Origin of the sequence: Roseateles sp., from assembly GCF_965262435.1 — a bacterium.
Lineage (GTDB): Bacteria > Pseudomonadota > Gammaproteobacteria > Burkholderiales > Burkholderiaceae_C > Paucibacter_A.
In genome coordinates this window covers 2759093-2782444 of the sequence record NZ_OZ253537.1, presented here as the reverse complement: position 1 = coordinate 2782444, position 23352 = coordinate 2759093, and the positions used below count along the sequence as shown (strand labels likewise).

The 23352-nt window shown below is 64.8% G+C and carries 20 protein-coding genes and 1 tRNA gene; 6 read left to right on the top strand and 15 right to left on the bottom strand.

Features of this window, described 5'->3' with window-relative positions; all coding sequences use genetic code 11:
* Nucleotides 1-136: 136 nt before the first annotated feature.
* The 4 genes from ACQY39_RS11910 to guaB all read right to left on the bottom strand — a co-directional run bounded on the left by ACQY39_RS11910 (nucleotide 137) and on the right by guaB (nucleotide 6195).
* On the bottom strand, nucleotides 137-1444 hold the full coding sequence (locus ACQY39_RS11910) for a tyrosine-type recombinase/integrase (RefSeq protein ID WP_428506460.1): 1308 nt from the start codon (nucleotides 1442-1444) through the stop codon (nucleotides 137-139).
* Nucleotides 1445-1664: 220 nt separating this feature from the next.
* On the bottom strand, nucleotides 1665-3269 hold the full coding sequence (gene guaA / locus ACQY39_RS11905; RefSeq protein ID WP_428506458.1) for a glutamine-hydrolyzing GMP synthase: 1605 nt from the start codon (nucleotides 3267-3269) through the stop codon (nucleotides 1665-1667).
* Between the two features lie 34 nt (nucleotides 3270-3303).
* Nucleotides 3304-4581 (bottom strand): MFS transporter, encoded by a 1278-nt coding sequence (locus tag ACQY39_RS11900; RefSeq protein WP_428506456.1) that lies wholly within the window; start codon nucleotides 4579-4581, stop codon nucleotides 3304-3306.
* A 144-nt stretch (nucleotides 4582-4725) separates the two neighbouring features.
* A complete protein-coding gene (guaB, locus tag ACQY39_RS11895) occupies nucleotides 4726-6195 on the bottom strand; it encodes an IMP dehydrogenase (protein ID WP_263519239.1) in 1470 nt (489 codons plus the stop codon).
* A gap of 142 nt (nucleotides 6196-6337) precedes the next feature.
* Here guaB and ACQY39_RS11890 point away from each other — a divergent pair, with 142 nt between their 5' ends.
* On the top strand, nucleotides 6338-6916 hold the full coding sequence (locus ACQY39_RS11890; RefSeq protein WP_428506454.1) for a DUF4124 domain-containing protein: 579 nt from the start codon (nucleotides 6338-6340) through the stop codon (nucleotides 6914-6916).
* A 28-nt stretch (nucleotides 6917-6944) separates the two neighbouring features.
* Here the strand turns inward: ACQY39_RS11890 and ACQY39_RS11885 are convergent, their stop codons facing one another.
* Together ACQY39_RS11885 and ACQY39_RS11880 are read right to left on the bottom strand one after the other, a co-directional pair.
* Entirely contained in the window at nucleotides 6945-7301 is a 357-nt protein-coding gene (locus ACQY39_RS11885; protein ID WP_428506452.1) for an RnfH family protein, read from the bottom strand.
* Nucleotides 7288-7749: a type II toxin-antitoxin system RatA family toxin gene (locus ACQY39_RS11880; protein ID WP_428506450.1), complete on the bottom strand. Its 462-nt coding sequence runs from the start codon at nucleotides 7747-7749 to the stop codon at nucleotides 7288-7290. Before ACQY39_RS11880 ends, ACQY39_RS11885 begins: the two co-directional genes overlap by 14 nt.
* A gap of 83 nt (nucleotides 7750-7832) precedes the next feature.
* Here ACQY39_RS11880 and smpB point away from each other — a divergent pair, with 83 nt between their 5' ends.
* Complete coding sequence (gene smpB, locus ACQY39_RS11875) at nucleotides 7833-8363, top strand: SsrA-binding protein SmpB (RefSeq protein ID WP_428506448.1); 531 nt, start codon at nucleotides 7833-7835, stop codon at nucleotides 8361-8363.
* Between the two features lie 2 nt (nucleotides 8364-8365).
* On the opposite strand, the gene ACQY39_RS11870 is transcribed toward smpB, so the two are convergent.
* From ACQY39_RS11870 to ACQY39_RS11840, 7 genes are all read right to left on the bottom strand, one after another.
* The gene (locus ACQY39_RS11870) at nucleotides 8366-9586 is read right to left on the bottom strand and encodes a PLP-dependent transferase (RefSeq protein WP_428506446.1); all 1221 of its coding nucleotides are present in this window, start codon (nucleotides 9584-9586) and stop codon (nucleotides 8366-8368) included.
* A gap of 77 nt (nucleotides 9587-9663) precedes the next feature.
* Nucleotides 9664-11085 carry a 30S ribosomal protein S12 methylthiotransferase RimO gene (gene rimO, locus ACQY39_RS11865; protein ID WP_428506444.1) on the bottom strand — a complete coding sequence of 474 codons (1422 nt, stop codon included), beginning with the start codon at nucleotides 11083-11085 and terminating at the stop codon, nucleotides 9664-9666.
* Nucleotides 11086-11128: 43 nt separating this feature from the next.
* The gene (phaR, locus tag ACQY39_RS11860) at nucleotides 11129-11704 is read right to left on the bottom strand and encodes a polyhydroxyalkanoate synthesis repressor PhaR (RefSeq protein WP_428506442.1); all 576 of its coding nucleotides are present in this window, start codon (nucleotides 11702-11704) and stop codon (nucleotides 11129-11131) included.
* Between the two features lie 87 nt (nucleotides 11705-11791).
* Nucleotides 11792-12880: an adenylate/guanylate cyclase domain-containing protein gene (locus ACQY39_RS11855; RefSeq protein ID WP_428506440.1), complete on the bottom strand. Its 1089-nt coding sequence runs from the start codon at nucleotides 12878-12880 to the stop codon at nucleotides 11792-11794.
* A 207-nt stretch (nucleotides 12881-13087) separates the two neighbouring features.
* A tRNA-Val gene (locus tag ACQY39_RS11850) sits at nucleotides 13088-13164 on the bottom strand.
* Between the two features lie 61 nt (nucleotides 13165-13225).
* Nucleotides 13226-15508, bottom strand: coding sequence for a RelA/SpoT family protein (locus ACQY39_RS11845; protein ID WP_428506438.1), 2283 nt, complete (start codon nucleotides 15506-15508; stop codon nucleotides 13226-13228).
* Nucleotides 15505-16389: an alpha/beta fold hydrolase gene (locus tag ACQY39_RS11840; RefSeq protein WP_428506436.1), complete on the bottom strand. Its 885-nt coding sequence runs from the start codon at nucleotides 16387-16389 to the stop codon at nucleotides 15505-15507. The genes ACQY39_RS11845 and ACQY39_RS11840 overlap by 4 nt, the downstream gene beginning before the upstream one ends.
* A gap of 142 nt (nucleotides 16390-16531) precedes the next feature.
* Between ACQY39_RS11840 and ACQY39_RS11835 the strand changes: the two genes are divergently transcribed.
* Nucleotides 16532-17314, top strand: a complete 783-nt coding sequence (locus ACQY39_RS11835) for a 3-hydroxybutyrate dehydrogenase (RefSeq protein ID WP_428506434.1) — start codon at nucleotides 16532-16534, stop codon at nucleotides 17312-17314.
* Nucleotides 17315-17342: 28 nt separating this feature from the next.
* On the opposite strand, the gene ACQY39_RS11830 is transcribed toward ACQY39_RS11835, so the two are convergent.
* A complete protein-coding gene (locus ACQY39_RS11830) occupies nucleotides 17343-18080 on the bottom strand; it encodes an SIMPL domain-containing protein (RefSeq protein ID WP_428506432.1) in 738 nt (245 codons plus the stop codon).
* 186 nt (nucleotides 18081-18266) lie between these two features.
* On the opposite strand from ACQY39_RS11830, the gene ompR reads away from it, so the two are divergent.
* On the top strand, nucleotides 18267-19001 hold the full coding sequence (gene ompR, locus ACQY39_RS11825) for a two-component system response regulator OmpR (RefSeq protein ID WP_428506430.1): 735 nt from the start codon (nucleotides 18267-18269) through the stop codon (nucleotides 18999-19001).
* Nucleotides 19002-20345, top strand: coding sequence for an ATP-binding protein (locus ACQY39_RS11820; RefSeq protein ID WP_428506427.1), 1344 nt, complete (start codon nucleotides 19002-19004; stop codon nucleotides 20343-20345). It begins immediately after the preceding gene.
* A gap of 51 nt (nucleotides 20346-20396) precedes the next feature.
* On the opposite strand, the gene ispF is transcribed toward ACQY39_RS11820, so the two are convergent.
* A complete protein-coding gene (ispF, locus tag ACQY39_RS11815; RefSeq protein ID WP_428506425.1) occupies nucleotides 20397-20921 on the bottom strand; it encodes a 2-C-methyl-D-erythritol 2,4-cyclodiphosphate synthase in 525 nt (174 codons plus the stop codon).
* A gap of 125 nt (nucleotides 20922-21046) precedes the next feature.
* Between ispF and ACQY39_RS11810 the strand changes: the two genes are divergently transcribed.
* A complete protein-coding gene (locus tag ACQY39_RS11810; protein ID WP_428506423.1) occupies nucleotides 21047-23347 on the top strand; it encodes a patatin-like phospholipase family protein in 2301 nt (766 codons plus the stop codon).
* The last annotated feature ends 5 nt before the right edge of the window (nucleotides 23348-23352 follow it).

Genomic DNA, 23352 nt, shown 5'->3' with positions numbered 1-23352 from the left:
TGATTTACTTCAATAAAATGGTCGGAACGGTGGGATTCGAACTCACTACCCCTTGCACCCCATGCAACTTGGATTTCGACGCCACATCAGCCAGCCCCTTACACCAGCACACCTCTGCCATCTGACTCGCTCCTGCTTATGAGTGAGACACCAAGCCTTTCTTCGCGAACTCGAACCGGTGCTCGCTCGGCGCGTCAACCGCAGTCTTCCCATGAATCCATCCGTCAAGCATGTCGGCCCACGCCTGCATCATCGCTCGTCGCTGCTCGGCGTACTCGGCCTTGTTGTAGACGGCGCGCACGCCTTTCTGTTCATGGGCAAGGCACTTCTCGATCCAGTCGGTATTGAAGCCAGCCTCATGCAGCAAAGTGCTCGCCGTGCGGCGTAAGTCATGGACCGTGAACGGCTCGAAGTCTTCACCGCGAGCGCGGATCAGTTTCAAGGTCGCATCGATGACGCGGTTCAGCGTCGCTGCGCTGATGGGCAGATTCGTTTCGTAGCGCCCGGGGTGCAGGTAGGCACTGGCACCGAAGCAGGTCTTGAATGCGACAAGGATGTCCAGAGCCTGCTGGCTCAGATAGACGTTATGAGGCCGCCCTGCCTTCATGCGCGCCTTGGGAATGCACCAGGCCGCCGCCTCGAAATCGACCTCGTCCCAGGTGGCTTGGATGAACTCTGTTTTGCGCACCAAGGTCAGCAACAAGAACCTAACGGCCAGACGCAAGGTTGGCATGGTCGCCGTCTGCTCCAAAGCGTTGAAGAACACATGGATTTCAGACGGTGAAAGCGCTCGGTCTCGCGCCTTGAAGGTGGCGATCGCGCTCGGCCGAATGTCCTCTGCTGGGTTGTCAATCTTCAAGCCCCGAGCCTGGACAAAGCGATACACCTGAAGCACGATTTCGCGGGCGTGGACCGCTGGTGCTGCAGCACCTCGTTCCTTGATTTTCTCGCACCTGGCCAACAAGCGAGCAGGAGTGATCTCTTCCAGTTTCAAGCGACCAAATTCGGCAGCCAGGTTCCTTGTGTACACCGACCTGCGCATTGCCTTGGTCGAATCGGCCAAATCTGCCTCGGCAAAGTACTTCTCTGCCCAAGAGCCAAAGGTCAGCGCTTCTGCCGCCTCCAGTCGCTTGTCAGTCTTTGAACGTGATGGGCTCTCGCCGACATCGACAGATCGATGCGCTTTCGCCAACAGCAAGCGCGCCTCGGCCAAAGTCACCGCCTGCCCGTAGGCCAGCTCGGCCGCTTCCCGCGGCTTCCTAGCACCCCGAGAGGCGTCGTACTTCCCAATCACCAGCGTTTCACGCCGGCCATGTATCCGATAGTCAAATCGGAAGCTGATCACACCGGTGGGAGTCACCGCTGCATACAGCCCCTGCTGATCGGCCACTTTGAAGATCTTTTCAGCAGGCTTCAGCGCCTTCAACTGCATGTCTGTGAGCATCTGGCTCTCCTCGTCTGATACCGCTAGCAGTACCGTCAGCGAGCCTGACGGTATCAAAACGGGTCATCGAGAACCAGTGCTTCACTACCGCAACCAGTACCGTCAGCAAATGTCGGTTGAACTGGGAAGACCTTAGACGAACTTGGACACTAAGTCCTTGTCGCGCATAGGTTTTTACCGTTACACCGAATCGTTCTGGACGACCCGGCACAACGATATTTCACTCCCACTCAATGGTCGCCGGCGGCTTGGTCGAGACGTCGTAGGTGACGCGATTGATGCCGCGCACCTCATTGATGATGCGGCCCGAGACCTTGCGCAGCAGGCCGTAGGGCAGCTCGGCCCAATCGGCGGTCATGAAGTCGCTGGTGACCACCGCGCGCAGGGCCACGACATAGTCGTAGGTGCGGCCGTCGCCCATCACGCCCACGCTCTTGACCGGCAGGAAGACAGTGAAAGCCTGGCTGGTCAAGTCGTACCAGTTCTTGCCACTGGCCTCGTCTTTCCAGCCGCGCAGCTCTTCGATGAAGATGGCGTCGGCACGGCGCAGCAGGTCAGCGTATTCCTTCTTCACTTCGCCAAGGATGCGCACGCCCAAGCCGGGGCCTGGGAAGGGATGGCGGTAGACCATCTCGGGCGGCAAGCCGAGCTCCACACCCAGGGCCCGAACTTCATCCTTGAACAGCTCGCGCAGAGGCTCCAGCAGCTTCAGGCCCAGTTGCTCGGGCAGGCCACCGACGTTGTGGTGGCTCTTGATGGTGGTGGCTTTCTTGGTCTTGGTGCCGCCGCTTTCCACCACATCGGGGTAGATGGTGCCTTGAGCCAGCCACTTGGCGCCCTTGGCGCCCGCATCGGCCGCCTTGAGCTTGGCCGCCTCGGCCTTGAACACATCGACGAACAGGCCGCCAATGATCTTGCGCTTCTTCTCGGGGTCGGTGACACCGGCCAGCTGACCCAGGAAGAGCTCGCTGGCGTCCACGCGGATCACCTTGGCGTGCAGCTTGCCAGCGAACATGTCCATGACCATATCGCCTTCGTTCAGGCGCAGCAGGCCGTGGTCGACGAAGACACAGGTCAGCTGGTCGCCGATGGCGCGGTGGATCAGGGCCGCGGCGACCGAGGAATCGACGCCGCCGGACAGGCCCAGGATGACCTCTTCATCACCGACCTGCTCGCGGATCTTGGCCACAGCTTCTTCGATGTAGTCGCCCATGATCCAGTCGCCCTTGCAGCCAGCGATGTCGCGCACGAAGCGGGTCAACATGGCCTGGCCCTTGAGCGTGTGTGTCACCTCAGGGTGGAACTGGACGGCGTAATAGCCCTTTTCCTCGTTGGCCATGCCGGCGATCGGGCAGCTGGGCGTCTCGGCCATCAGCTTGAAGCCGGGCGGCAGCGCGGTGACCTTGTCGCCGTGGCTCATCCAGACCTTGAGCATGCCGTGGCCTTCCAGCGTGGCGTGGTCCTGGATGCCGTCCAGCAACTTGGTGTGGCCATGGGCACGCACCTCGGCGTAGCCGAACTCGCGGTGGTCACTCCACTCGACTTTGCCGCCCAACTGCACCGCCATGGTCTGCATGCCGTAGCAGATGCCCAGCACCGGCACGCCCAGATCCCAGACCGCCTGCGGCGCGCGCAGCTCGTGGTCTTCGTAAGTGGAGGCGTGGCTGCCCGACAAGATGATGGCCTTGGGCGCGAAGCTGCGGATGAACTCGTCCGAGACATCGTTGGGGTGGATTTCGCAGAACACCGCGGCCTCGCGCACGCGGCGGGCGATCAGCTGGGTGACCTGGGAACCGAAATCAAGGATCAGGACTTTGTCATGCATGGTCGGTCTTTCACTCTCTGTCTGGATTTTCAATTCAAGGTCCGGCTGGGGCGGCAGGTGCGGCTTCCACGGGGCTCTCCTGCGGCACACGGGCAAAGTGCCGCCAGGCGAAGAACAGGGACAGCGCCTGCAGCGCAGCGCAAAAATAGAACGGGGCGCCAATGCGCCAGTCGCCCTTGGGCAGCTCGCTGACCAAGTAGATCAGGCCCAAGCCCAGCACCGGCGCGATCACGGCCATCAGGCTGTTCAGCGAGGAGATGGCGCCCATGGTCTCGCCCTGGTTGCGGGCATCGGCGGCATTGGAAATTTGGCTTTGCAAAGCTGGGCCGGCGGCATAACTGAGCACGCCCACGCCAATGGCGGCGTACATCATCCAGCCGGCGCTGGACAGGCCCCAGATGGTGTTGGTCAGCACGGCCGAAGCCAGGCCGAGCAGCACCAGGCGTGCAGCCGACACGCGCTTGAGGATGTGCTTGAGGAACACGCCCTGGACCAAGACCGCCATCACGCCGACGGCGAACAGGGACAGGCCGTTGTCCTTGGGGCCCCAGCCGAATTTGTAGGTGGTGTACATGACCCAGCTGCTCTGCAGAATCATCTGCGCCAGGCCGCTGAGCGCCAGCACATAAACCAGAGGCCCCACGCCCTTGAGATCGCGCACGCGACTCAGGGACTTGAGCGGGTTGGCACGGCGCCAGTCAAAGGCGCGGCGATTCTCGGGCTTCAGCGACTCGGGCAGCACGAAGAAGCCATACATCCAGTTCAGCACCGCCATGCTACCGGCCACATAGAAGGGCAGGTGCAGATTGATGTCGCCAAGCAAGCCGCCCATGACCGGCCCCAGGATGAAGCCCATGCCGAAGGCGGCGCCGAGCATGCCGAAGCGCTTGGCGCGTTCGGCCGGCGGCGTGATGTCGGCCACATAGGCATTGGCCACGGCCGCATTGGCCTGCATGGCACCCGAGAACAGACGCACCACGATCAGCATCCACAGCGCATCGGCCATGGCAGTGACGAAGAAGCTCAGCGCCAGGCCCGAGAAGCCGATCAGCATGACGCGGCGGCGGCCGTAGCGGTCCGACAGGCCGCCCAGAATGGGCGAACCGAAGAAATTGGCGATGCCGAAGGCAAAGGCCACGGCCAGCTGCGCCAGCGTGTGCTCGGATGGGCCCTGGGTGAAGGTGCCCACCAAGGGCGGCAGCACGGGAATGATCAGGCCGATCGAGATCATGTCGATCAGCACGGCAATCAAGATGAAGCCCATGCCGGCCGACCTGACCTTACCGCCCTGCTGGCCACTGCCTTCTGTCACTCGCTCGCTCAATCGATTTCCTTGCTTTGACGGCTTGAAGCCGCGTACGAAGAAAAGAAAGAAGGGGCCAAAGCCCCTTTTCTGGAAGTTCCCCGACGCCCCGCCCTGCCCTGAGGCCTCAGCGCAGGCGGCGGGACTTCAGCCTCACTCGGAACGGTAGTTCGGTGCTTCCTTGGTGATCTGCACATCGTGGACATGGCTTTCGCGCATGCCGGCCGAGGTGATCTCCACGAACTCAGCCTTGTTCTGCATGTCGGCAATCGTGGCACAACCGCAGTAGTGCATCGAAGCCTTCAAGCCGCCGGCCATCTGGAAGATGACCTGCACCACCGAACCCTTGTACGGCACCTGGCCTTCAATGCCTTCCGGCACCAGCTTGGAGGTGTTGGGATTGTTGGCCGAGGTGTCCTGGAAGTAGCGATCGGCCGAACCCTTGGCCATCGCACCCATGGAACCCATGCCACGGTAGCTCTTGTAAGAACGGCCCTGGTACAGGATCAGGTCGCCAGGGGCTTCCTCGGTGCCGGCAAAGGCGCCACCCATCATCACGCAATCGGCGCCCGCAGCGATGGCCTTGGCCAGGTCACCTGAGAAGCGCACGCCACCGTCGGCGATCACCGGCACGCCGGTACCGCGCAAGGCGGTGGCGACATTGTCGATGGCGGTGATCTGGGGCACGCCCACACCGGCGACGATGCGGGTGGTGCAAATGGAACCGGGGCCGATGCCGACCTTGACGCCGTCGGCGCCGGCTTCGACCAAGGCCAGAGCAGCCGCACCGGTGGCGATATTGCCGCCGATCACATCCACGCCGGGGAAGTTTTGCTTGACCCAGCGCACGCGTTCCAGCACACCGGCGCTGTGGCCGTGGGCGGTGTCGACGATCAGGGCATCCACGCCGGCCTTGACCAGCATGGCCACGCGCTCTTCGGTGTCATCGCCGAAACCGACGGCAGCACCGACACGCAGCTTGCCTTGGGCATCGCGGGCGGCATTGGGGAAACTGGTCTGCTTGGTGATGTCCTTGACGGTCATCAGGCCGCGCAACTCGAAGGCGTCATTGATGACGACCACGCGCTCCAGCTTGTGCTTGTGCATCAAGGCCTTGGCCTCTTCCAGCGAGGCGCCTTCCTTGACAGTGACCAGGGCGGAAGCCGGGGTCATCATCTCGCGAACGGCCAGGTCCATGCGGGTCTCGAAGCGCACATCACGGCCGGTGACGATGCCGACGACCTTCTTGCCTTCCAGCACCGGGAAGCCAGAGACGCCGTGCAGACGTTGCAACTCGACCACTTCGCGCACCGTGGTCGACGGCGTGATGGTGAAGGGCTCCAGCACGATGCCCGACTCATAACGCTTGACGCGGGCGACCTCGATCGCCTGGCGCTCGGCCGAGAGGTTTTTGTGCACGATGCCGATGCCACCCTCTTGCGCGATGGCGATCGCCAGGCGCGCTTCTGTCACCGTATCCATGGCCGCAGAGACCAGGGGCAGGTTCAGACGGATATTGCGGGACAGCCGGGTGGCGAGAGAGGTGTCGCGAGGCAACACATGGGAGAACGCTGGCACCAACAACACGTCGTCGAAGGTGAGCGCTTTTCCTAAAAGGCGCATGAGGGAAGCTCCAGTCGCAAAGCGGCATTATACGGAGGACGGGGCCTGCTTTTCCCGCGCACGGCTGTGACACGCTGAATTTGCGCAAATTGACGCAGTTTGCGAGGCGACGTCAAGCAACCGGGGCCGCTACACTTCGCCCATGAAAATCAGCCTTTCTACGACTCATTCGGGCCAAGCTCCGACCGCCCTTCGCACCCAGCGCTGGGCAGCTTGGATGAGCCTGGCCCTCATGCTGTGCATCGCCCTGCCCGCACAGGCGCAGTGGAAATGGCGCGATGGCTCGGGTCGCCTGCAGATCAGCGACCTGCCGCCCCCTCATGGCACGCCGGACAAGGATATCTTGCAACGCCCGGCCGGCTACAAGCCTCCGCCGGTCTTCATCGTTCCTTTCGGCAGCAAGGCCGATGCGGCCGCCAGCGCCGCCTCGGCGCCCAGCAGCAGCCCCAGCAAAGCCGAGCTGGACCGTCAAGCCCGCCAAAAGGAGCTGGAGAAACAGCAAGAGCGCGAAGCCCAAGAAAAGCAGAAGCAGGAAGACCGACGCTTCGCCGAACAAAAGCGCGAGAACTGCAGCCGCGCCCAGGAGAACCTGCGTATGTTGCAAGATGGCATGCGCATCAGCCGGCGCAATGAGCGCGGCGAAACGGTGATCATCGACGACCGGCAGCGCGCCGAAGAGATTCAACGCAGCCGGGCCGCGATCGCCAGCGAATGCCAATGAGCCCGGAGGCCTGCCAGCCGGCCGGCTTTCAGGCCTGACGGCTGGTCTTGCCAGCCAGCGGCCGGTGGCGCGAAACGATGCGCTCGCCGCGGTCCTTGTAGCGCTGACGTCGCGCCTCCTTGGGGTCGACAGTCAAGGGGCGATAGACCTCGATGCGGTCGCGGTCACGCAGCGGGGTCGCAAGCGGCTGCTGCCGCCCCCAGATGCCCAGCTTGAATTCACTGAGCCGCGGCAGCACAGATGCGAACTCTGGACAGACCTGCAAGGCCTGCCCCAAGGTACTGCCCGAAGGCAGCTGCAGATCGACGCGGCACAACTCTCCCGCCTTCAAGCTCCAGACCAACTCGATGGAAAGGACAGCCGGCTCCAGATCAACGCGGACCATAGACGCTTTCCGCGCGCTGCACAAAACGATCGACAAAGGTGTTGGCGATGCGGTCGAAGACCGGGCTGACCACAGCCTCCAAGGCCACGCTGGAAAACGCGTAGCTGAGCTCGAACTCAATCTTGCAGGCCACCTCTTCCGCACTGTCGCTGCCCGGCTTGCTCAAAGGCAGGAAATTCCAGACGCCGTCCAATGAAGAGAAAGGCCCATCGACCAGGGCCATGCCGACACGGCGATCGCTGACATGGGTGTTGCGGGTGGTGAAGGCGTGGCGCACCCCGGCGTAGGCCAAAGACAGGCGGGCAGTCACCGACTCGTCCTGACGATCGAGCACCTCCGCGCGTTCGCACCAGGGCAGGAACTCGGGGTAGCGTTCGATCCCGAGCACCAGCTCGTACATCTCGCGCGGCGAGTACCAGAGCAAAACAGACTTCCTAACGTGTTTCATAGCGCTTCATACAATGGCCGGATTGTATTGGCGCGCCAGGCCCGCCCAAGCTGACCCAAGCCGCCCACCCAGAATCGAGATTCATGTCCACTGCTGCCACCGCTCACAACCACGGCTCGCGTCCGCCACCAAAGGCCAAGGCCGCCGTGTCCACTGCCCCGATCGCCGAGAACCGGCGCGCCCGCTTCGACTACTTCATCGACGAGCGGCATGAATGCGGCATCGTGCTGGAAGGCTGGGAGGTCAAGGCGATTCGTGCCGGCCAGGTGCAACTGACCGATGGCTATGTGCTGATCAAGAATGGCGAGCTTTTCTTGATCGGTTGTCGTATCAACCCGCTGCGCACGGCGTCCACCCACGTCAGCCCGCTGGCGGATCGCACCCGCAAGCTCTTGATGAGCAAGGGCGACATCCGCCGCCTGATTGGCAAGGTCGAGCAGCGCGGCTTCACCCTGGTGCCTTTGAACCTGCACTACAAGGGCAGCTTCGTCAAAGCCGAGATCGGCCTGGCCAAGGGCAAGGCCGAGCACGACAAGCGCGACACCGAGAAGAAGCGCGACTGGGAAAAAGAGAAAGGCCAGCTGATGCGGCAGGCCACCAAGACGCGCAGCTGAGCTCAGGTTTCCAGTACCGACAGGGCCTGCGCAAGATCGGCGCGCAGATCGGCCTCCGCCTCCAGGCCGATAGCAAATCGCACAAGATGCCCCGCGCGATAGGGCAGACCCAGCGAGCGGCTGCGGCTCATGTTGTAGGGCACGGCCAGGCTCATGGGGCCCGCCCAGGAGTAGCCGATGCCAAAGAACTGCAGCGCATCGACAAAGGCATCAACCTGCGCCGCGCTGTACTGCGGCTGGAAAACCGCCGAGAACAAACAAGCCGCACCTCCGCTGCTGACTTCGCGCCAGTGCGCATGGCCCGGTGAGCCGGGCAAGGCCGGATGCAGCACCTGAGCCACCGCCGGCTGCGCCTCCATCCAGGCGGCCAGCGCCCGCGTCGTCGCATCCTGGGCCCCGTAGCGCAGCTCCAGCGTTGGCAGGCTGCGCAGCACCAGCTCCACATCGTTTTGCCCCAGGCCGTAGCCCAGGTGCTCGTGCATGTAGTTCATGCGCTCGTGCAGGGCCAGGTCACGGGTACAGACCGAGCCCATCAGCACATCGGCACCACCCGAGGGGTATTTGGTCAGCGCGTGCATGGAGATGTCGACGCCAAAACCGGGTTCACTCTCAGGCAAGAGGTCGAAAGCCTTGAAAGCCACTCCGGCGCCCCAGGTGTTGTCCAGCACCGTGGTGATGCCGCGCTCACGGCAGACCCGGAGCAGACCGATCAGGTCCGGGAACTCCAGCGTGATGGATCCCGCCGCCTCCAGCCAGACCAGCTTGGTCTTCTCGTTGATCAGCGCACTGAAGCCCTCCACATCGAGCGGATCGTAAAAACGATGCTGGATGCCAAACTGCGGCAACAGCGATTCGCTCAAGTAACGGTTTTGTCCATAGACATTGTCCGGCACCAGCACCTCGTCACCGGGCCGCAGCAGGCTCAGCGACACCAGGGTCACGGCCGCCAAGCCGCTGGGCACCAGCAGGCAATGTTCGGCGCCTTCCAGGCTGGCGATGCGCGCACCCAAGGTGTAGCTGGTCGGCGTGCCATGCAGGCCGTAGCGGTAGCTTTTGCCGTCACGCGGGCGGTATTGATGCAGATCTGCGGTGTTCTTGAACAGCACCGTCGAGGCCTTGTACACGCCGACCGGATGGGCCGCCCAGCCTTCAGGCGGCTGGTAAGGATGGTGGATTTGCTGAGTGGCCAATGCGAGGTCTGGGGCTGGGGCGTGCTTGCTCACGATGAGGTCCTAGAAGGGCGCTGAAAAAACAAAGCGGGCCGAAGCCCGCTTTGATTCTGACTCAGATCGAACAGGGCTCAGATCGGCATGCCGATCAAGTCATGGCCCTCAACCGCGACGATGCGTGCTCGAGTGAACTCGCCCACCTTGAGCGTCTTGCTGGCCTTCTCGGGCGGCAACAGGCGCACCGTGCCGTCAATCTCGGGCGCGTCGGCATAAGTACGGCCGACACCGCCCTTGCGGCCGAGAGCCGGCGCGGAATCGAGCAGCACCTGCATGGTGGCGCCGACGCGGGCGCGCAGCTTGTCGATGGAAACGGCTTCGGCAATCTGCATGAAACGGGCGCGGCGCTCTTCACGCACTTCGATCGGCAGCGCGCCTGGCAGCTCATTGGCCGTGGCGCCAGTCACCGGCGAGTAGGCAAAGCAGCCGGCGCGGTCGATGCGAGCTTCACTCATGAAGTCCAGCAGGTACTGGAATTCTTCTTCGGTCTCGCCAGGGAAGCCCGCAATGAAGGTCGAGCGGATGACGATATCCGGGCAGGTCTCGCGCCAGCGCAGGATGCGCTCCATATTCTTTTCGCCGCTGGCCGGGCGCTTCATGCGCTTGAGCACATCGGGGTGGGCATGCTGCAGCGGCACATCGAGGTAGGGCAGGATCAGGCCCTCGGCCATCAAGGGCAGCACCTCGTCGACATGCGGATAGGGATAGACATAGTGCAGGCGCACCCAGGCGCCGTGCTGCTTGGCCAACTCGCCCATCTGTGCGACCAGGTCCAGCATGCGGGTCTTGACCGGCTTGCCGTCCCAGAAACCGGTGCGGTACTTGACGTCCACGCCGTAGGCGCTGGTGTCCTGGCTGACCACCAGCAATTCCTTGACGCCCGACTCGAACAACGCGCGCGCCTCGTTCAGCACATCGCCGACCGGGCGCGAGACCAGATCGCCGCGCATGCTGGGAATGATGCAGAAGGTGCAGCGGTGGTTGCAGCCCTCGCTGATCTTTAGGTAGGCATAGTGCTTGGGCGTCAGCTTGATGCCGGCAATGCCGCGCGACTCGGGCACCAAGTCGATGAAGGGGTCGTGCGGCTTGGGCACATAGGTGTGCACCGCATCCATCACTTCTTGGGTGGCATGCGGGCCGGTCACGGCCAGCACGCTGGGGTGCATTTCGCGCACCAGGCTGCCGGCATCGCTGCTGCTGGCGCCGGCCTTGGCACCCAGACAACCGGTGACGATGACCTTGCCGTTCTCGGCCAGGGCCTCGCCGATGGTGTCCAGGCTTTCCTTGACGGCATCGTCGATGAAGCCGCAGGTGTTGACGATCACCAGGTCGGCGCCGGCAAAGGTCTTGGAAGTTTCATAGCCCTCGGCCCGCAGCTGGGTGAGGATCAGCTCGGAGTCGGTCAGGGCCTTGGGACAGCCCAAGGACACAAAGCCGATCTTGGGGGCGGCTGCGGCAGGCGCGGCGGCCGGGCTAGGGGTGATGGTTTCGCTCATCCCCCGATTTTGCCTGAGCCAGCCGCCGGCATCGGCCCGCGCCCTACTTCTTGCCGCCAAAGCCGGGCATTCCCGGCATTCCTGGCATCACCGGAAACATGGCCCCGGCCTGCTTGATCTGCTCTTGCATCTGCTCGATCAGGTTCTTGCTCTGCTCGACATAGCCGCCCATCAGGTTCTGCATCACCGGCGCCTGGGCGCCGAGAAACTGGGTCCAGAGCTCCGGACTAAAGGCCAGGCCCTGGCTTTGCTCGGCAAACTTGCTCTGCAGAGCACCAAAGGTCTGGACATTCTTCTCCAGATAGTCGCCCATCACGCCCTGCATGGCATGGCCGTAAAAACGAATGATCTGCTCCAACGAGGCGGTGCTGAACATCGGCACGCCCCCGGTTTCTTCTTCCAGGATGATTTGCAGCAGGATGCTGCGCGTCAGGTCTTCAGCCGTCTTGGCATCGCGAACCTCAAAGGTCTGCCCATCCAGCACCATCCGCTTGACATCAGCCAGCGTGATGTAGCTGCTGGTCTGGGTGTCATAAAGACGGCGGTTCGGGTACTTCTTGAGCACGCGCACGGCGGGCGCTTGTGCTTCATCGCTGCCGCCAGCCGGGGATGACCCCATGCCTGCTGCCTTGCTGCCTCTACGGGCCGTCACCATGGATGCTCCTTATCCGACCGGCACAGGATGTTGTGCAGGTGCAGCAATATTCTAGGAGCCCGGGCGGTTCAAACCGGCGGGGATTTCCCCCGGAAGCGGGCCGGCGGCGGCCACGGCCGCCAGATCAAGTCGGGCGCGACTCAGGCTGACCAAGGTCTGGTCGGCATCAGGCGCATGACGGGACAAGGGCGCCAGCAGGCGCAGGCTGAGGACATGGGCCACGTCAATGCGGCAACCGACCCGCACCGGCAGGTCCTGGCCTTTGGGCGCCGGCTGGCCGTCGACCAAGGTGACGCTGTCGGACAAGGCCCTCAGAACCATGCACTGCGCCCCGCAGCGCAGCTCGAAATGCCAGCGGCTGATCTGCAAAGCCTGTAACGGATCAACATGAGAGAGCACCACATCATTGGCAGGCACGCCCTCATGCTCACGCAGACGACCAAAGCTGATGATGTCCAGCAGAGGCAAGGCCTGGGGCTCCTTGGCGTCCCCGATCAAGACATGGGTAGGAAAGGTGCTGCGGTCACGCCAATCGAAAGCCATCAGCTCGACCGCGCCGGCCACATCCTTGAGCAAGGTCGGCGCCAGCGGCCGGCATTGCACGCGCCATGCAGCAGGCAGCTCCTGAAAGGCCTCGCGACTCAAGCGCACCTCGCCCGGCTCGCCCGAAGCCAAGACCCGGGCGCAAAAATTGACTGCATCGCCAGACACCGACTGCCCGTCGCTGAGCACGCGCCCCCAATGCAGCCCCATACGGAGCTGCAGCTGGTGCGGCCGGGCATGGGCGAGATTGCGCTCGCTGAGTTGCGCCTGCACCTGCTGCACCGCGGCCAAGGCCTGTGCGCTGTCGGAAAAGACCAGGAAGACGCCGTCCCCGGCGGTATCGACCACGCGCCCGCCATGCTGACTTGCCGCAGCCTGCAAGAGATCTTGGTGGATCTGCTGCAACTGGCGCCCTGCCGCATCGCCAAAGCGCTGGAAATAGCTCGAGGAACCAACCATGTCCGAAAACAAGAGCGCCCGGCTGAATTCGAACCGGCGCTTGAGCTCCTGCTCCAGCCGGGCCTGCCAACGCAGGATCTCCGTCATGCTCAGCTGATCCAACTGATCGAGGCGACTGGGGTGGTCCGCGGAAGTCATCGGGATACGGCGATAGAGAATCGAGAGCGGTGAAGATACAGGAGAGGCGCCGCATTTGAGCACAGCTCACCACCCCTCTTCAGACCCAAGCCAGGCGACACGCAGATGCCGGGCCCGAAAAGCAAAAAACCCGGGAGATCTGGGATCTACCGGGCTTCTGCAACAACGTTACTTGAGAGTAACGCCTACCGTCTTACTTACGTATTTTGGTAGGCGCGATTGGACTCGAACCAACGACCCCCACCATGTCAAGGTGGTGCTCTAACCAGCTGAGCTACGCGCCTCAAGAGCTTCGCAGTATAGCCCACGTTTTTAAGGTCTGTCTAGTCTTTGCTGAAAAAACTTCTATTTTCTTCTCGCAGCCCTCACGCCGCTGACCTGGGCGACACTGCGCAGCACCTGGGCCAGGCGGCCGGAGTCGGCCACTTCGACCGTGAAATTCATCCAGGCGGTGTCGCTGCGCGCCGACTTGACCGACTGCGTGTTGACGGCGATGACGTTCATCTTCTCCTTGGCGAAGACTTCCAACACATCGCGCAGCAGGCCTTGGCGATCGTTGGACTCGACCACCACATCGACCGGGTACATGGCCGGCCCCTTGGCGCCGCTCCCGGCCGTTGCCGCCCCACCCCACTCGACTTCGATCACCCGCTCACCGGCCTGCTGGGCCATCTGGCGGAAATTGCTGCAATCCAGGCGATGGATGGCCACGCCTTTGCCGCGGGTGACATAGCCGCCGATGGCATCCGGCGGCGCCGGCCGGCAGCAACGGGCCAGATTGGTCAGCAGCGAATCGACGCCCACCACCAGTACGCCGCCGCGCGGGCCGCCCCGCGTGGGCTTGGTGCGGCGCTGGGCCAGCAGCTCGTCGTTGTCGGGCTCGGGCACGGGCGGGCGCAGCAGCAGCTCGATATTGCGCAGCGAGTACTCGTCCTTGCCCACCACCTCGAACAGAGCGTCAGCGCTCTTGAAGCCCAGGCGCGCGGCCAAGTCTTCCAGCTTGACCGCCGTCTTGCCTTCGCGTTGCAGCAGCTTCTCCACCGCCTCGCGGCCGCGCGCCGCCGTCTGCGCCTGAGCCAGCACATTGAACCAGGCGCGCACCTTGGCCCGCGAACGCTGGCTTTGCAGGTAGCCAAGCTCGGCGTTGAGCCAGTCCAGCGAGGGGCCGCCCTCCTTGGCCGCGGTGATCTCCACGGTCTGTCCGCTTTGCAGCGGCGTGTTCAGTTGCACCATGGCGCCATCGACCTTGGCACCGCGGCAGCGGTGGCCCAGGTCGGTGTGCACGGCGTAGGCAAAATCCACCGGCGTGGCGCCGGCGCTCAGCTCAATGATGGTGGCCTGGGGCGTGAACACATAGATGCGCTCATCGAACAAAGCCTGCCCATCGCCGGCTTCAGGCCGCGCATCCTCCGGATGGCCTTCGACAAAGTCGCGCTCCCAGGCCAGCAGCTGACGCAGCACGGCCTTGCGCGCCTGCGCCACCTGATCTTCGAACTCACCTGCGGCGCTGACGCCGGCATAGCCGCGCGCCCCCGCTTCCTTGTAAGCCCAGTGCGCCGCCACGCCATGTTCGGCATGCTCGTGCATGGCTTGCGTGCGGATCTGCACCTCCATGGCCCTGCCGTCGGCCGTCTGAACCACGGTGTGCAGAGACTGATAACCATTGGGCTTGGGCCGGGCGATGTAGTCGTCAAATTCTCCGGCGACGGGCGTGAACTGCTCATGCAAGCGACTCAGCACGGCATAGCAGTCGGCCACCGTCGGCACCACCACCCGCAGGGCGCGCAGATCGAAGACCCGCTCCAGTTGCAGGCTCTTGCCCTGCATCTTCTTGTAGATGCTGTAGAGGTGCTTGGGCCGGCCCTGCACCAGCGCCTGCAGGCCATGGGCTTGCAGATCGGCCTGCAGGGCCGCGCGGGTGGCCTCGATACCTTGCTCGCGCAGCACCCGGGTTTCGTCCAGAGCCCGCGCAATTTCGCGGTAAGCCTCGGGCTGGGAAAAACGGAAGGACAGGTCCTCCAGCTCCCATTTGATCTGCCAGATGCCCAGGCGGTTGGCCAGGGGCGCGAAGACCTGCTGCGTTTCCTGGGCCAGACTGGCCGGGCAAGGCCGCTTGGAGGCGGCAAAGTAGCGCAGAGTTTGCAGGCGCGAAGCCAGGCGCAAGAGCACCACGCGCAGATCACGCGAGAAGGCCAGCAGCATTTTGCGCACGCGCTCGGTCTGCTCGCCACGGCGCTCGTCCTCCACCCGCGCCTCGCGCGCAGCGCGCTGGATCTGCACCAGGCGCCGGGTGTGCAGCACCAGGCTGGCGTAAGACTCGCCGAAAGCCTTGGCGACGATTTCCTCGGGCTTCTGCAGATACTCGCCGGCATAGACCAAGTAGGAGGCCGCCTGCATGGTCGGCGCAGCGCCGATGCCGGCCAGGATGGCGGCCACGCCATCGGCATGGGCCAGGGCGTCCTCGCCGGTATCCAAGGGCTGGCCGGCCAGCAATGGCTCAGCAAACGCCCGGGCGCGGGCAAAGGGCAAGGCCTCGGAGGGCAGACCGCTCGCGGGCGTGTCCAGCAATGCCACGATGGGCGCCGCCTGATCCAGGGCCGGCGCCTGGCTGGTCAAACCTGTTTTCATGCCGCCTCGAGAAATGCCCGCACGAGTGCAATCTGATCGGGCTGCACCAGGGTCGGCGCATGACCGACGCCGGCGATTTCACGCAACTGGGCGCGCGGGCCACGCTGCGTCATGGCCTGCGCCGTTTCCGTGCTGAGCAGGTCCGACTCGGCGCCGCGCAGCAAGAGCGTCGGGCAGCGCAGCGCGTCAAAGGCATACCAAAGCGCGGCCGAGCCGGCCTGAGCCAAGTCGGGCGTCACGGCATGGAAGGCCTGGGCGATCTGCGGGTCGTAGTGCAGCTTGAAGCCCTCACCCTCGGGCTTGAACATGGGCGCAGACAAGGCCGCCCATTGTTCGGCCGTGTGCGGGCCGAAGCTCGCTGAGATGCTCAACAGGTAGTCCGAGCCCTCCGCCACGCTGGCGAAATGCCGCGGTTGGCCCAGATAGCGGCCGATGCGCTGCAAGGCGTCGAACTGGATGGTCGGCCCCACATCGTTGAGCACCAAACGGCGCACAGGGCTGCCCGGCAAGCTGGCCAGGCCCATGCCGATCAAACCACCCATGGAGGTACCCACCCAATCGACCTGATCCACGTCCAGCCTGGCCAGCAAGGTCACCATATCGGCCACATAGGCCGGCACCTGGTAGCCGGCCGGCTGGGCCAGCCAGTCCGAGCGGCCGCGGCCGACCACATCGGGGCAGATGACGCGGTAGCGCTCGCTCAGGGCTTGCGCCAACTGATCAAAGTCCCGCCCCTGGCGCGACAGGCCATGCACACAGACCAGCACCGGCGCTTTCTCACCCACCGGCAAGGCAGCGCGGCAGGGCCACTCCCAATAGGCCATGCGGTGCAGTCCGCCCTGCCCCAGGCATTTCACGAAATTCAGTTGTGGTTCGGCCATGATTGAGATCCAAAAAACGAGGACTTGCGAAAAGCCGTGCCAGCCAGGCATGACGCCGCAGGCAGTACGTCAGAACGACGCTGGAACGGTTTTTCGCAAGTCCCACTACAGTCCATCCTAGCAACCCTCGAAAGGAATCCTGATGCTTCAAGGCAAATGCGCCGTGATTACTGGCTCAACCAGCGGTATTGGTTTGGGCATGGCGCTGGTACTGGCACGCCAGGGCGCGAACATTGTGCTGAACGGATTTGGCGACCATGAAGGCCCGCTCGCTGAGGTGCAGGCAGCCGGACAGGCTCACGGCATTCGCGTCGGCTACCACGGCGCCGACATGAGCAAGCCGGCCGAGATCGAGGCCTTGATGGCTTATGCCCAGAGCGAATTCGGCGGCTGTGACATCCTGGTCAACAACGCCGGCATCCAGCATGTGGCGCCGGTCGAGAGCTTCCCGGTCGAGCGCTGGGACGCCATCATCGCCATCAATCTGAGCTCGGCCTTTCACACCACCCGCCTGGCCCTGCCCGGCATGAAGAGCAAGGGCTGGGGCCGCATCATCAATGTGGCCTCGGTGCATGGCCTGGTGGCCTCGGCGCAGAAGTCAGCCTATGTGGCGGCCAAGCATGGTCTGGTGGGCTTCACCAAATCGGTGGCCCTGGAGATCGCCACCAGCGGCGTGACGGCCAATGCCATCTGCCCCGGGTGGGTACTGACCCCGCTAGTGCAAAAGCAGGTGGACGCGCGAGCGCTGGCGGACGGCGTGGACGGCGAAGAAGCCAAGCGCCGCCTGCTGGCGGAAAAGCAGCCATCGCTGCAGTTCACCACGCCCGAGCAGCTGGGCGAGCTGGCCGCTTTCCTGTGCTCCGGCGCGGCCAGCAATGTGCAGGGTCAGGCCTGGAGCCTGGACGGCGGCTGGACAGCGCAATAAATCCGGCGTGCCCGGCCCGGGCAAGGCTTCAGCGTGAAATCGCCTCGCGCACCAGCAAGACCGAGCCATTGACCGTGGCACTGACCGTGGCCTGGCCGGCTTCCACCGGCAGGGCCATCTCAGCCGAAGCGCCCATCGCCTTGTAGCGGACCTGTGGCGCCGCCATGGGCTGGGCCGCGTTGTCGCCGGTGTTGACGCTGACCTCGCCGATCTGAAAACCCGGGTAGCCGAACTGCTTGGCGTAGTCGGCCGCTCGGGTCTTGTAGAGCGCGATGGCCTGAGCCACCACATCGGCCTCGACCTTCTCACGCTGGGCCTTGGACAGGCTGTAGCCGACGCGGGCGATGCTCATGCTGCCGATGCGGCCGGTCAGCTGGGCGATGGCGGCGCTGTCACGCCCCTCGACCACCAGCTCGGCGCTGCCCTGCCAGCCATTGATGCCGCCCTTGGCCGCATAGCGCGGATAGAGCGAGAAGTTGCCGGTCTGCACCTCGACCTGGCCCGGCTTGGCGATCTTGCGCGCCTCGGCCAGGGCGCTGTCCAGCGCCTGCTTCAGCGCTTGCTGCACGGCGCCGGCGTCGCTGCCTTCTTTGCTGGTGCTGAAGACCACGCCCAGCACATCGCGGGTCACCTCGACGCTGGCCGTGGCCGAGAGATTGAGTCGGTCGCGCGGCAACTGGTCGCCCGGGGCCGCCTGGGCGCTGGCCTGCAGCAGCAGGCCGCCCAGGGCGGCGGCGAGGATCTTGCGGGTCTTGTGCTTCTTCATGATGCGGGTTCTCCTTGTGGGGCATGGCAAGCCGGAACAGCTTAGCTGGTCACAACGCACAAGCTTGCAAGGCCGATGGCCGGAAAATTGTTAACGAGCTGTAACGCTGGTCACCGCCGAGCTGCAAGTGCGAAAAACCGGCTGACAATGGCTCTGTTACAAATTCAAAGCACTCAGGACCCGGCCATGACCAGCACCAGCAACCCCCGGCCCAACCGCATCTTGGTCGTCGACGATGACGCCCGTATCCGTGAACTGCTGCGCCGCTACCTGACTCAGGAAGGTTTCGAGGTGCTGCTGGCCGAAGACAGCCGCGCCCTCAACAAGCACCTGACCCGCGAAACCGTGGACCTGATCGTGCTCGACCTGATGCTGCCAGGCGAAGACGGCCTGACCATCTGCCGGCGCCTGCGCGCGGCCAGCGACAACACCCCCATCATCATGCTGACCGCCAAGGTCGAAGAGGTGGACCGCATCGTTGGCCTGGAAGTCGGCGCCGACGACTACCTGGCCAAGCCCTTCAACCCGCGCGAGCTGCTGGCCCGGATCAACGCCGTGCTGCGCCGCCGTCCGGCCCTGGAAGCCCCTGGCGCGCCCTCGAAGGAGCCGATGACGGTGAGCTTCGGGCCCTTCGAGTTCGATCTGGCGCAGCGTCGCCTGGCCCGTGGCGGCGAGGTGCTGCCCCTGACCACCGGCGAGTTCTCCATGCTCAAGGCCCTGGTGCGGCACCCGCGCCAACCGCTTTCGCGCGACAAGCTGGCCCAGCTGGCGCGCGGCCGTGATTTCGAGCCTTTTGATCGCAGCCTGGACGTGCAGATCTCGCGCCTGCGCAAGCTGCTGGAAACCGATCCGACCCAGCCCCGCTACATCCAGACCGTCTGGGGCGTTGGTTATGTGTTTGTGCCTGATGAAGCCAGCTGAGTGCCAATCGCCTCTGCGTCCTTGCCCAAGCCGGAGTTCGCACTGAACCTGTTCTGGCGCACGTTTGCCCTGCTGGCCCTGCTGCTGGCCGGTGGCGTGCTGGCATGGCAGCAGACCTTCAAGGTGCTGGAGGCCGAGCCCCGGGCTTTGCAGGCCGCCCAGCAGCTGGCCGGCCTGGTCAATCTGAGCCGGGTGGCGCTGGAAGGCAGCGACGCCATCAACCGCGTCACCACCCTCAAGTCGCTGGCGCGCAGCAACACCGTCAAGGTGCGGGTGGCGGAAGAGACCGACCGCTGGCTGGCCTATGACATCAACACCTTTGCCATGCGCCTGGCCGCCGAGCTGCGCCAGAGCCTGGGGCCGAACACCGTGGTGGCACGCAGCGTCAACGACGAAGCCGGCCTGTGGGTTCGCTTCAGCATCGGCCCGGATGCCTACTGGCTGCAGACCAGCGCGGCGCCGGTCTCGGTCAGCCTCTCGGGCAAGGGCTGGTGGCTGGTGATCGCCCTGATCGCCAGCGTGCTCGGTTCGGCTGCCATCACCCGGCTGATCAACCAGCCCTTGCGCGCGCTCAGCGAAGCGGCCCACCGCATCCGCGAGGGCGAGTACGACTCGCGCCTGGACGAAACCACCCGCACCAGCGAGATCCGCGACGTCAACACCGGCTTCAACCGCATGGCGCGCGAGCTGGCCAAGGTCGAGGAAGACCGCGCCGTGATGCTGGCCGGCATCTCGCACGACCTGCGCACACCCCTGGCCCGGCTGCGCCTGGAGGCCGAGATGAGCGTGCCCGACGAGCAAGCACGCCAATTCATGGCCCAGGACATCGACCAGCTCGATGCCATCATTCACAAATTCATGGACTACGCGCGGCCCAACGAGCTGCGGCGCGAGCCCCTGGAGCTGGCCGCCCTGGTCGAGCGCGAGGCCCAAGCTTTCCGCTGGCCGGAGCAGATCCGCATCGCCGTGGCCCTGCCCTCGGGCACCAAGGTCTGGGCCGACGAAACGGAGTTGGCCCGGGTGTTGCTGAACCTCTTCGAGAACGCGCGCCGCTACGGCCATGCCCCCGATGTGGCGGCCTTGGTGGAAGTCACCTGCACCCAGAGCGGCCCTTGGGTCACGTTGCAGGTGCGCGACCACGGACCGGGCGTGCCCGCCGCGATGCTGGCGCGCCTGACCACACCCTTCTTCCGCGGTGATGCGGCACGCACGGCCGCCAACGGCGCCGGTCTGGGCCTGGCCATCGTCGAGAAATCGGTGTTGCGCCTGGGCGGGCAATTGCGCATCGGCAATGCCGTTGACGGCGGCCTGCAGACCCTGATTCGCCTGCAGCGCGCGAACTGAGAGCTCGAAAATTTTTTACTGCGCGACAAAAATTCTCAAGCTCTGAGCCGTTCAGCCCCCGGCCATCAGCAGGCAGACCGCCCGCGTCTCGATCGCCTTGCCCTCGCCCACCGGGCCCATTTTCTCGGCCGTCTTGGCCTTCACATTGACCCGCGCGAACTCGATGCCCAGCACTTCGGCCAGGCGGCTGCGCATAGCCAGGATGTGCGGCGCCATCTTGGGCGCCTGCGCGACGATGGTGCTGTCCAGGTTGACGATCTGCCAGCCGGCGGCCTTCACCTGTCGATAGGCCTCGGCCAGCAAAACCATGGAATCGGCACCCTTGAATTCCACCGCGGTGTCCGGGAAGAGCTTGCCGATATCGCCCAGCGCGGCAGCCCCGAGCAAAGCGTCGGTGATGGCATGCGCCAAAGCGTCGGCATCCGAATGACCGAGCAGGCCGTGGCTGTGCGGGATGGTCACGCCGCCCAGCACCAGTGGCCGGCCTTCGACCAAGGCATGGGTGTCCCAACCCTCGCCAATGCGCAGCGCAGACCAAGGGTTTGAAGGAGCGGGGGCGGGGTCGTTCAGGGGCATGACGAGTGGGCGCAGTGGCGGCCAGGAGTTCCAATGCGGCGCAGCTTAGCGTATCGCCAGCCTCGAACGCGCTATCGTGGCGACCTGTCCGCCTGCTACGCCTCGCCACTTTTGCACCGCTGCCCATGCTCTTGCTTCACCGTTTGCGCCACCGTTTGCTCCACCGCTTGCTCCGCCCGAACCTGGCCACCGGTTGCGCCATCCTGTGCGCCCTCCTGAGCAGCGGCGGCGCCTGGGCCCAGACCGTGTTGCCCGGCGACCCGCAGCTGCCCAGCCTGCTGATGAACGCCCAGGGCCAACGGCCCAAGGTCGGCCTGGTGCTTTCGGGGGGCGGCGTACGCGGCCTGGCCCATATCGGCGTGCTCAAGGTGCTGAAGCAGCTCAAGATCCCGGTCGATCTGGTGGTCGGCACCAGCATGGGCGCCGTGGTCGGCGGTGCCTATGCCTCGGGCCGTAGCATCGAGGAGCTGGAAGAGTTCGTCCAGCACACCGACTGGCCCGCCGTGCTGGCCGACCGGCCGCCACGCCAGAACCTCAGCTACCGGCGCCGTGAAGAGGATCAGTTGATTCCGTCCCGCCTGGAACTCGGCGTTGACCCGCGCGGCGGCCGCACCACCTTGCCGCCATCCGCGGCGGGCAACAGCGCGCTGGAAGCCGCGCTGGAAAGCCTGGTGCGCGGCGAGCAGGCCGAAACCCCCATCAATCGCCTGCGCCTGCCCTTCCGCGCCCTGGCCACCGACCTGCTCAATGGCGACCTGGTCGAGATGGTGGACACGCCGCTGTTCCTGGCCATGCGTGCTTCCATGGCCGTGCCCGGCGTGTTCTCGCCGGTGCGGGTCAACGGCCGCGCAGTGGTGGACGGCGGCTTGGTGCGCAACTTGGGCGTGGACATCGCCCGCAAGATGGGGGCGGAGCTGATCATCGCCGTCAATGTCGGATCGCCCCTGCTGGAAGAGCGCGAGATCACCAGCGCGGTCGGCGTGGCCAACCAGATGCTGCAGATCCTGACCAACCAGAACGTGGCCCAGTCCCTGCGCGAACTCAAGGGCGTGGATGTGTTGATCGACCCCGACCTGGGCAATATCGGCTTCATGGACTTCGACCGTTTTGGCGAAGCCATGGCCTCGGGCCAGCGCTCGGCCCTGGCCGCCCAGGAGCGCCTGCTCGGCCTGGCCGTGGACGACGCGCAGTACGCGAGCTTCGAGCGCCTGCGCTTGCGCGAACCGGAACCCCTGTCGCAGATGGCCTTGCGCCTGGCCAGCTTGAAGATCGAGGGCACGCAGCGCAGCAACCCCAAGGCCTTGCGCGAAGAGCTTGGCCTCAAGCTGGGTGAACTCACCGGCCCCGAGGACATCAAGCGCGCCACGGCAGCCCTCTACGGCCTGGGAGATTTCGAACGCATCGACGCCCAAATCAGCGACCAGGGCGATCAGCGCCATGTAACCCTGCATGTGCAAGAGGCTGAATGGGCCCACAACCGCCTGCGCTTCGGCCTGGCCCTGCAAAGTAATTTCGGTGACACCAACCGCTTCAGCATCAGCGCCATGCATGTCAGCACCTGGCTCAACCGCTGGGGTGCCGAATTGCGCAGCTATGCCAGCCTGGGCGAGGATCGCGGCCTGTCCCTGGACTTGATCCAGCCCCTGGGCGCCGGCTCGCCTTGGTATGTCGACATGAGTGTGGAGCTGGGCGCGAGCAATGGCGACCTGCACGACATCAATGGCCGGCGCCGCATGCGGATCAGCAACGAGCAGACGCAATCCCAGATTGCCTTCGGCCGGCGCCTGTCCAACTGGGGCGATGTGCGCTTCGGCCTGGCTCGGGTCTCCGGCAGCAGCAAGGTGCTGATCCCCGAGCCGGACGAGCGGACCCTGGAGCGGAACGGCTTCCGCGCCAGCTTCCTGCAGCTGCGCGCCGACACGCTCGATTCCCTGGCATTTCCGAGCCGCGGCTACCTGCTGGGCACACGCGCCCAGTACGTCAGGTCCGACAGCGGCAGCGACTACCTGAATTTCGACGCCATCGGCATGGCCGCCTTCCGCGCCGGCCGCTGGGCCGGCCATCTCTACACCGAGTGGAGCCACGCAGCCCTGGGCAGCACCGGCGGCAGCCTGGGCGGATTCCTGCGTCTGTCAGGCACGACGGAGAACTCGCTCAGCGGCCGCACCATCGGCTTCGCCCGCTTGGTGATGGCGCGCCGCATTGGCGACATGCCGCTCGGTCTGGGCGGTGCCATCCGCGCCGGCATGTCGCTGGAGCTGGGCGGCATCATCCGGGACCGCGAGTCCTTTGCGCGCGAGCAGCTGAAGCTGGCGGGCAGCGCGTTCCTGGCCTTCGACACCCGCTTCGGCCCCTTCTATCTGGGGGCCGGCAGCACCCGCCGCGGCGACACCTCGGCCTACCTCTTCCTCGGCCCAACCTGGTAGCGCGC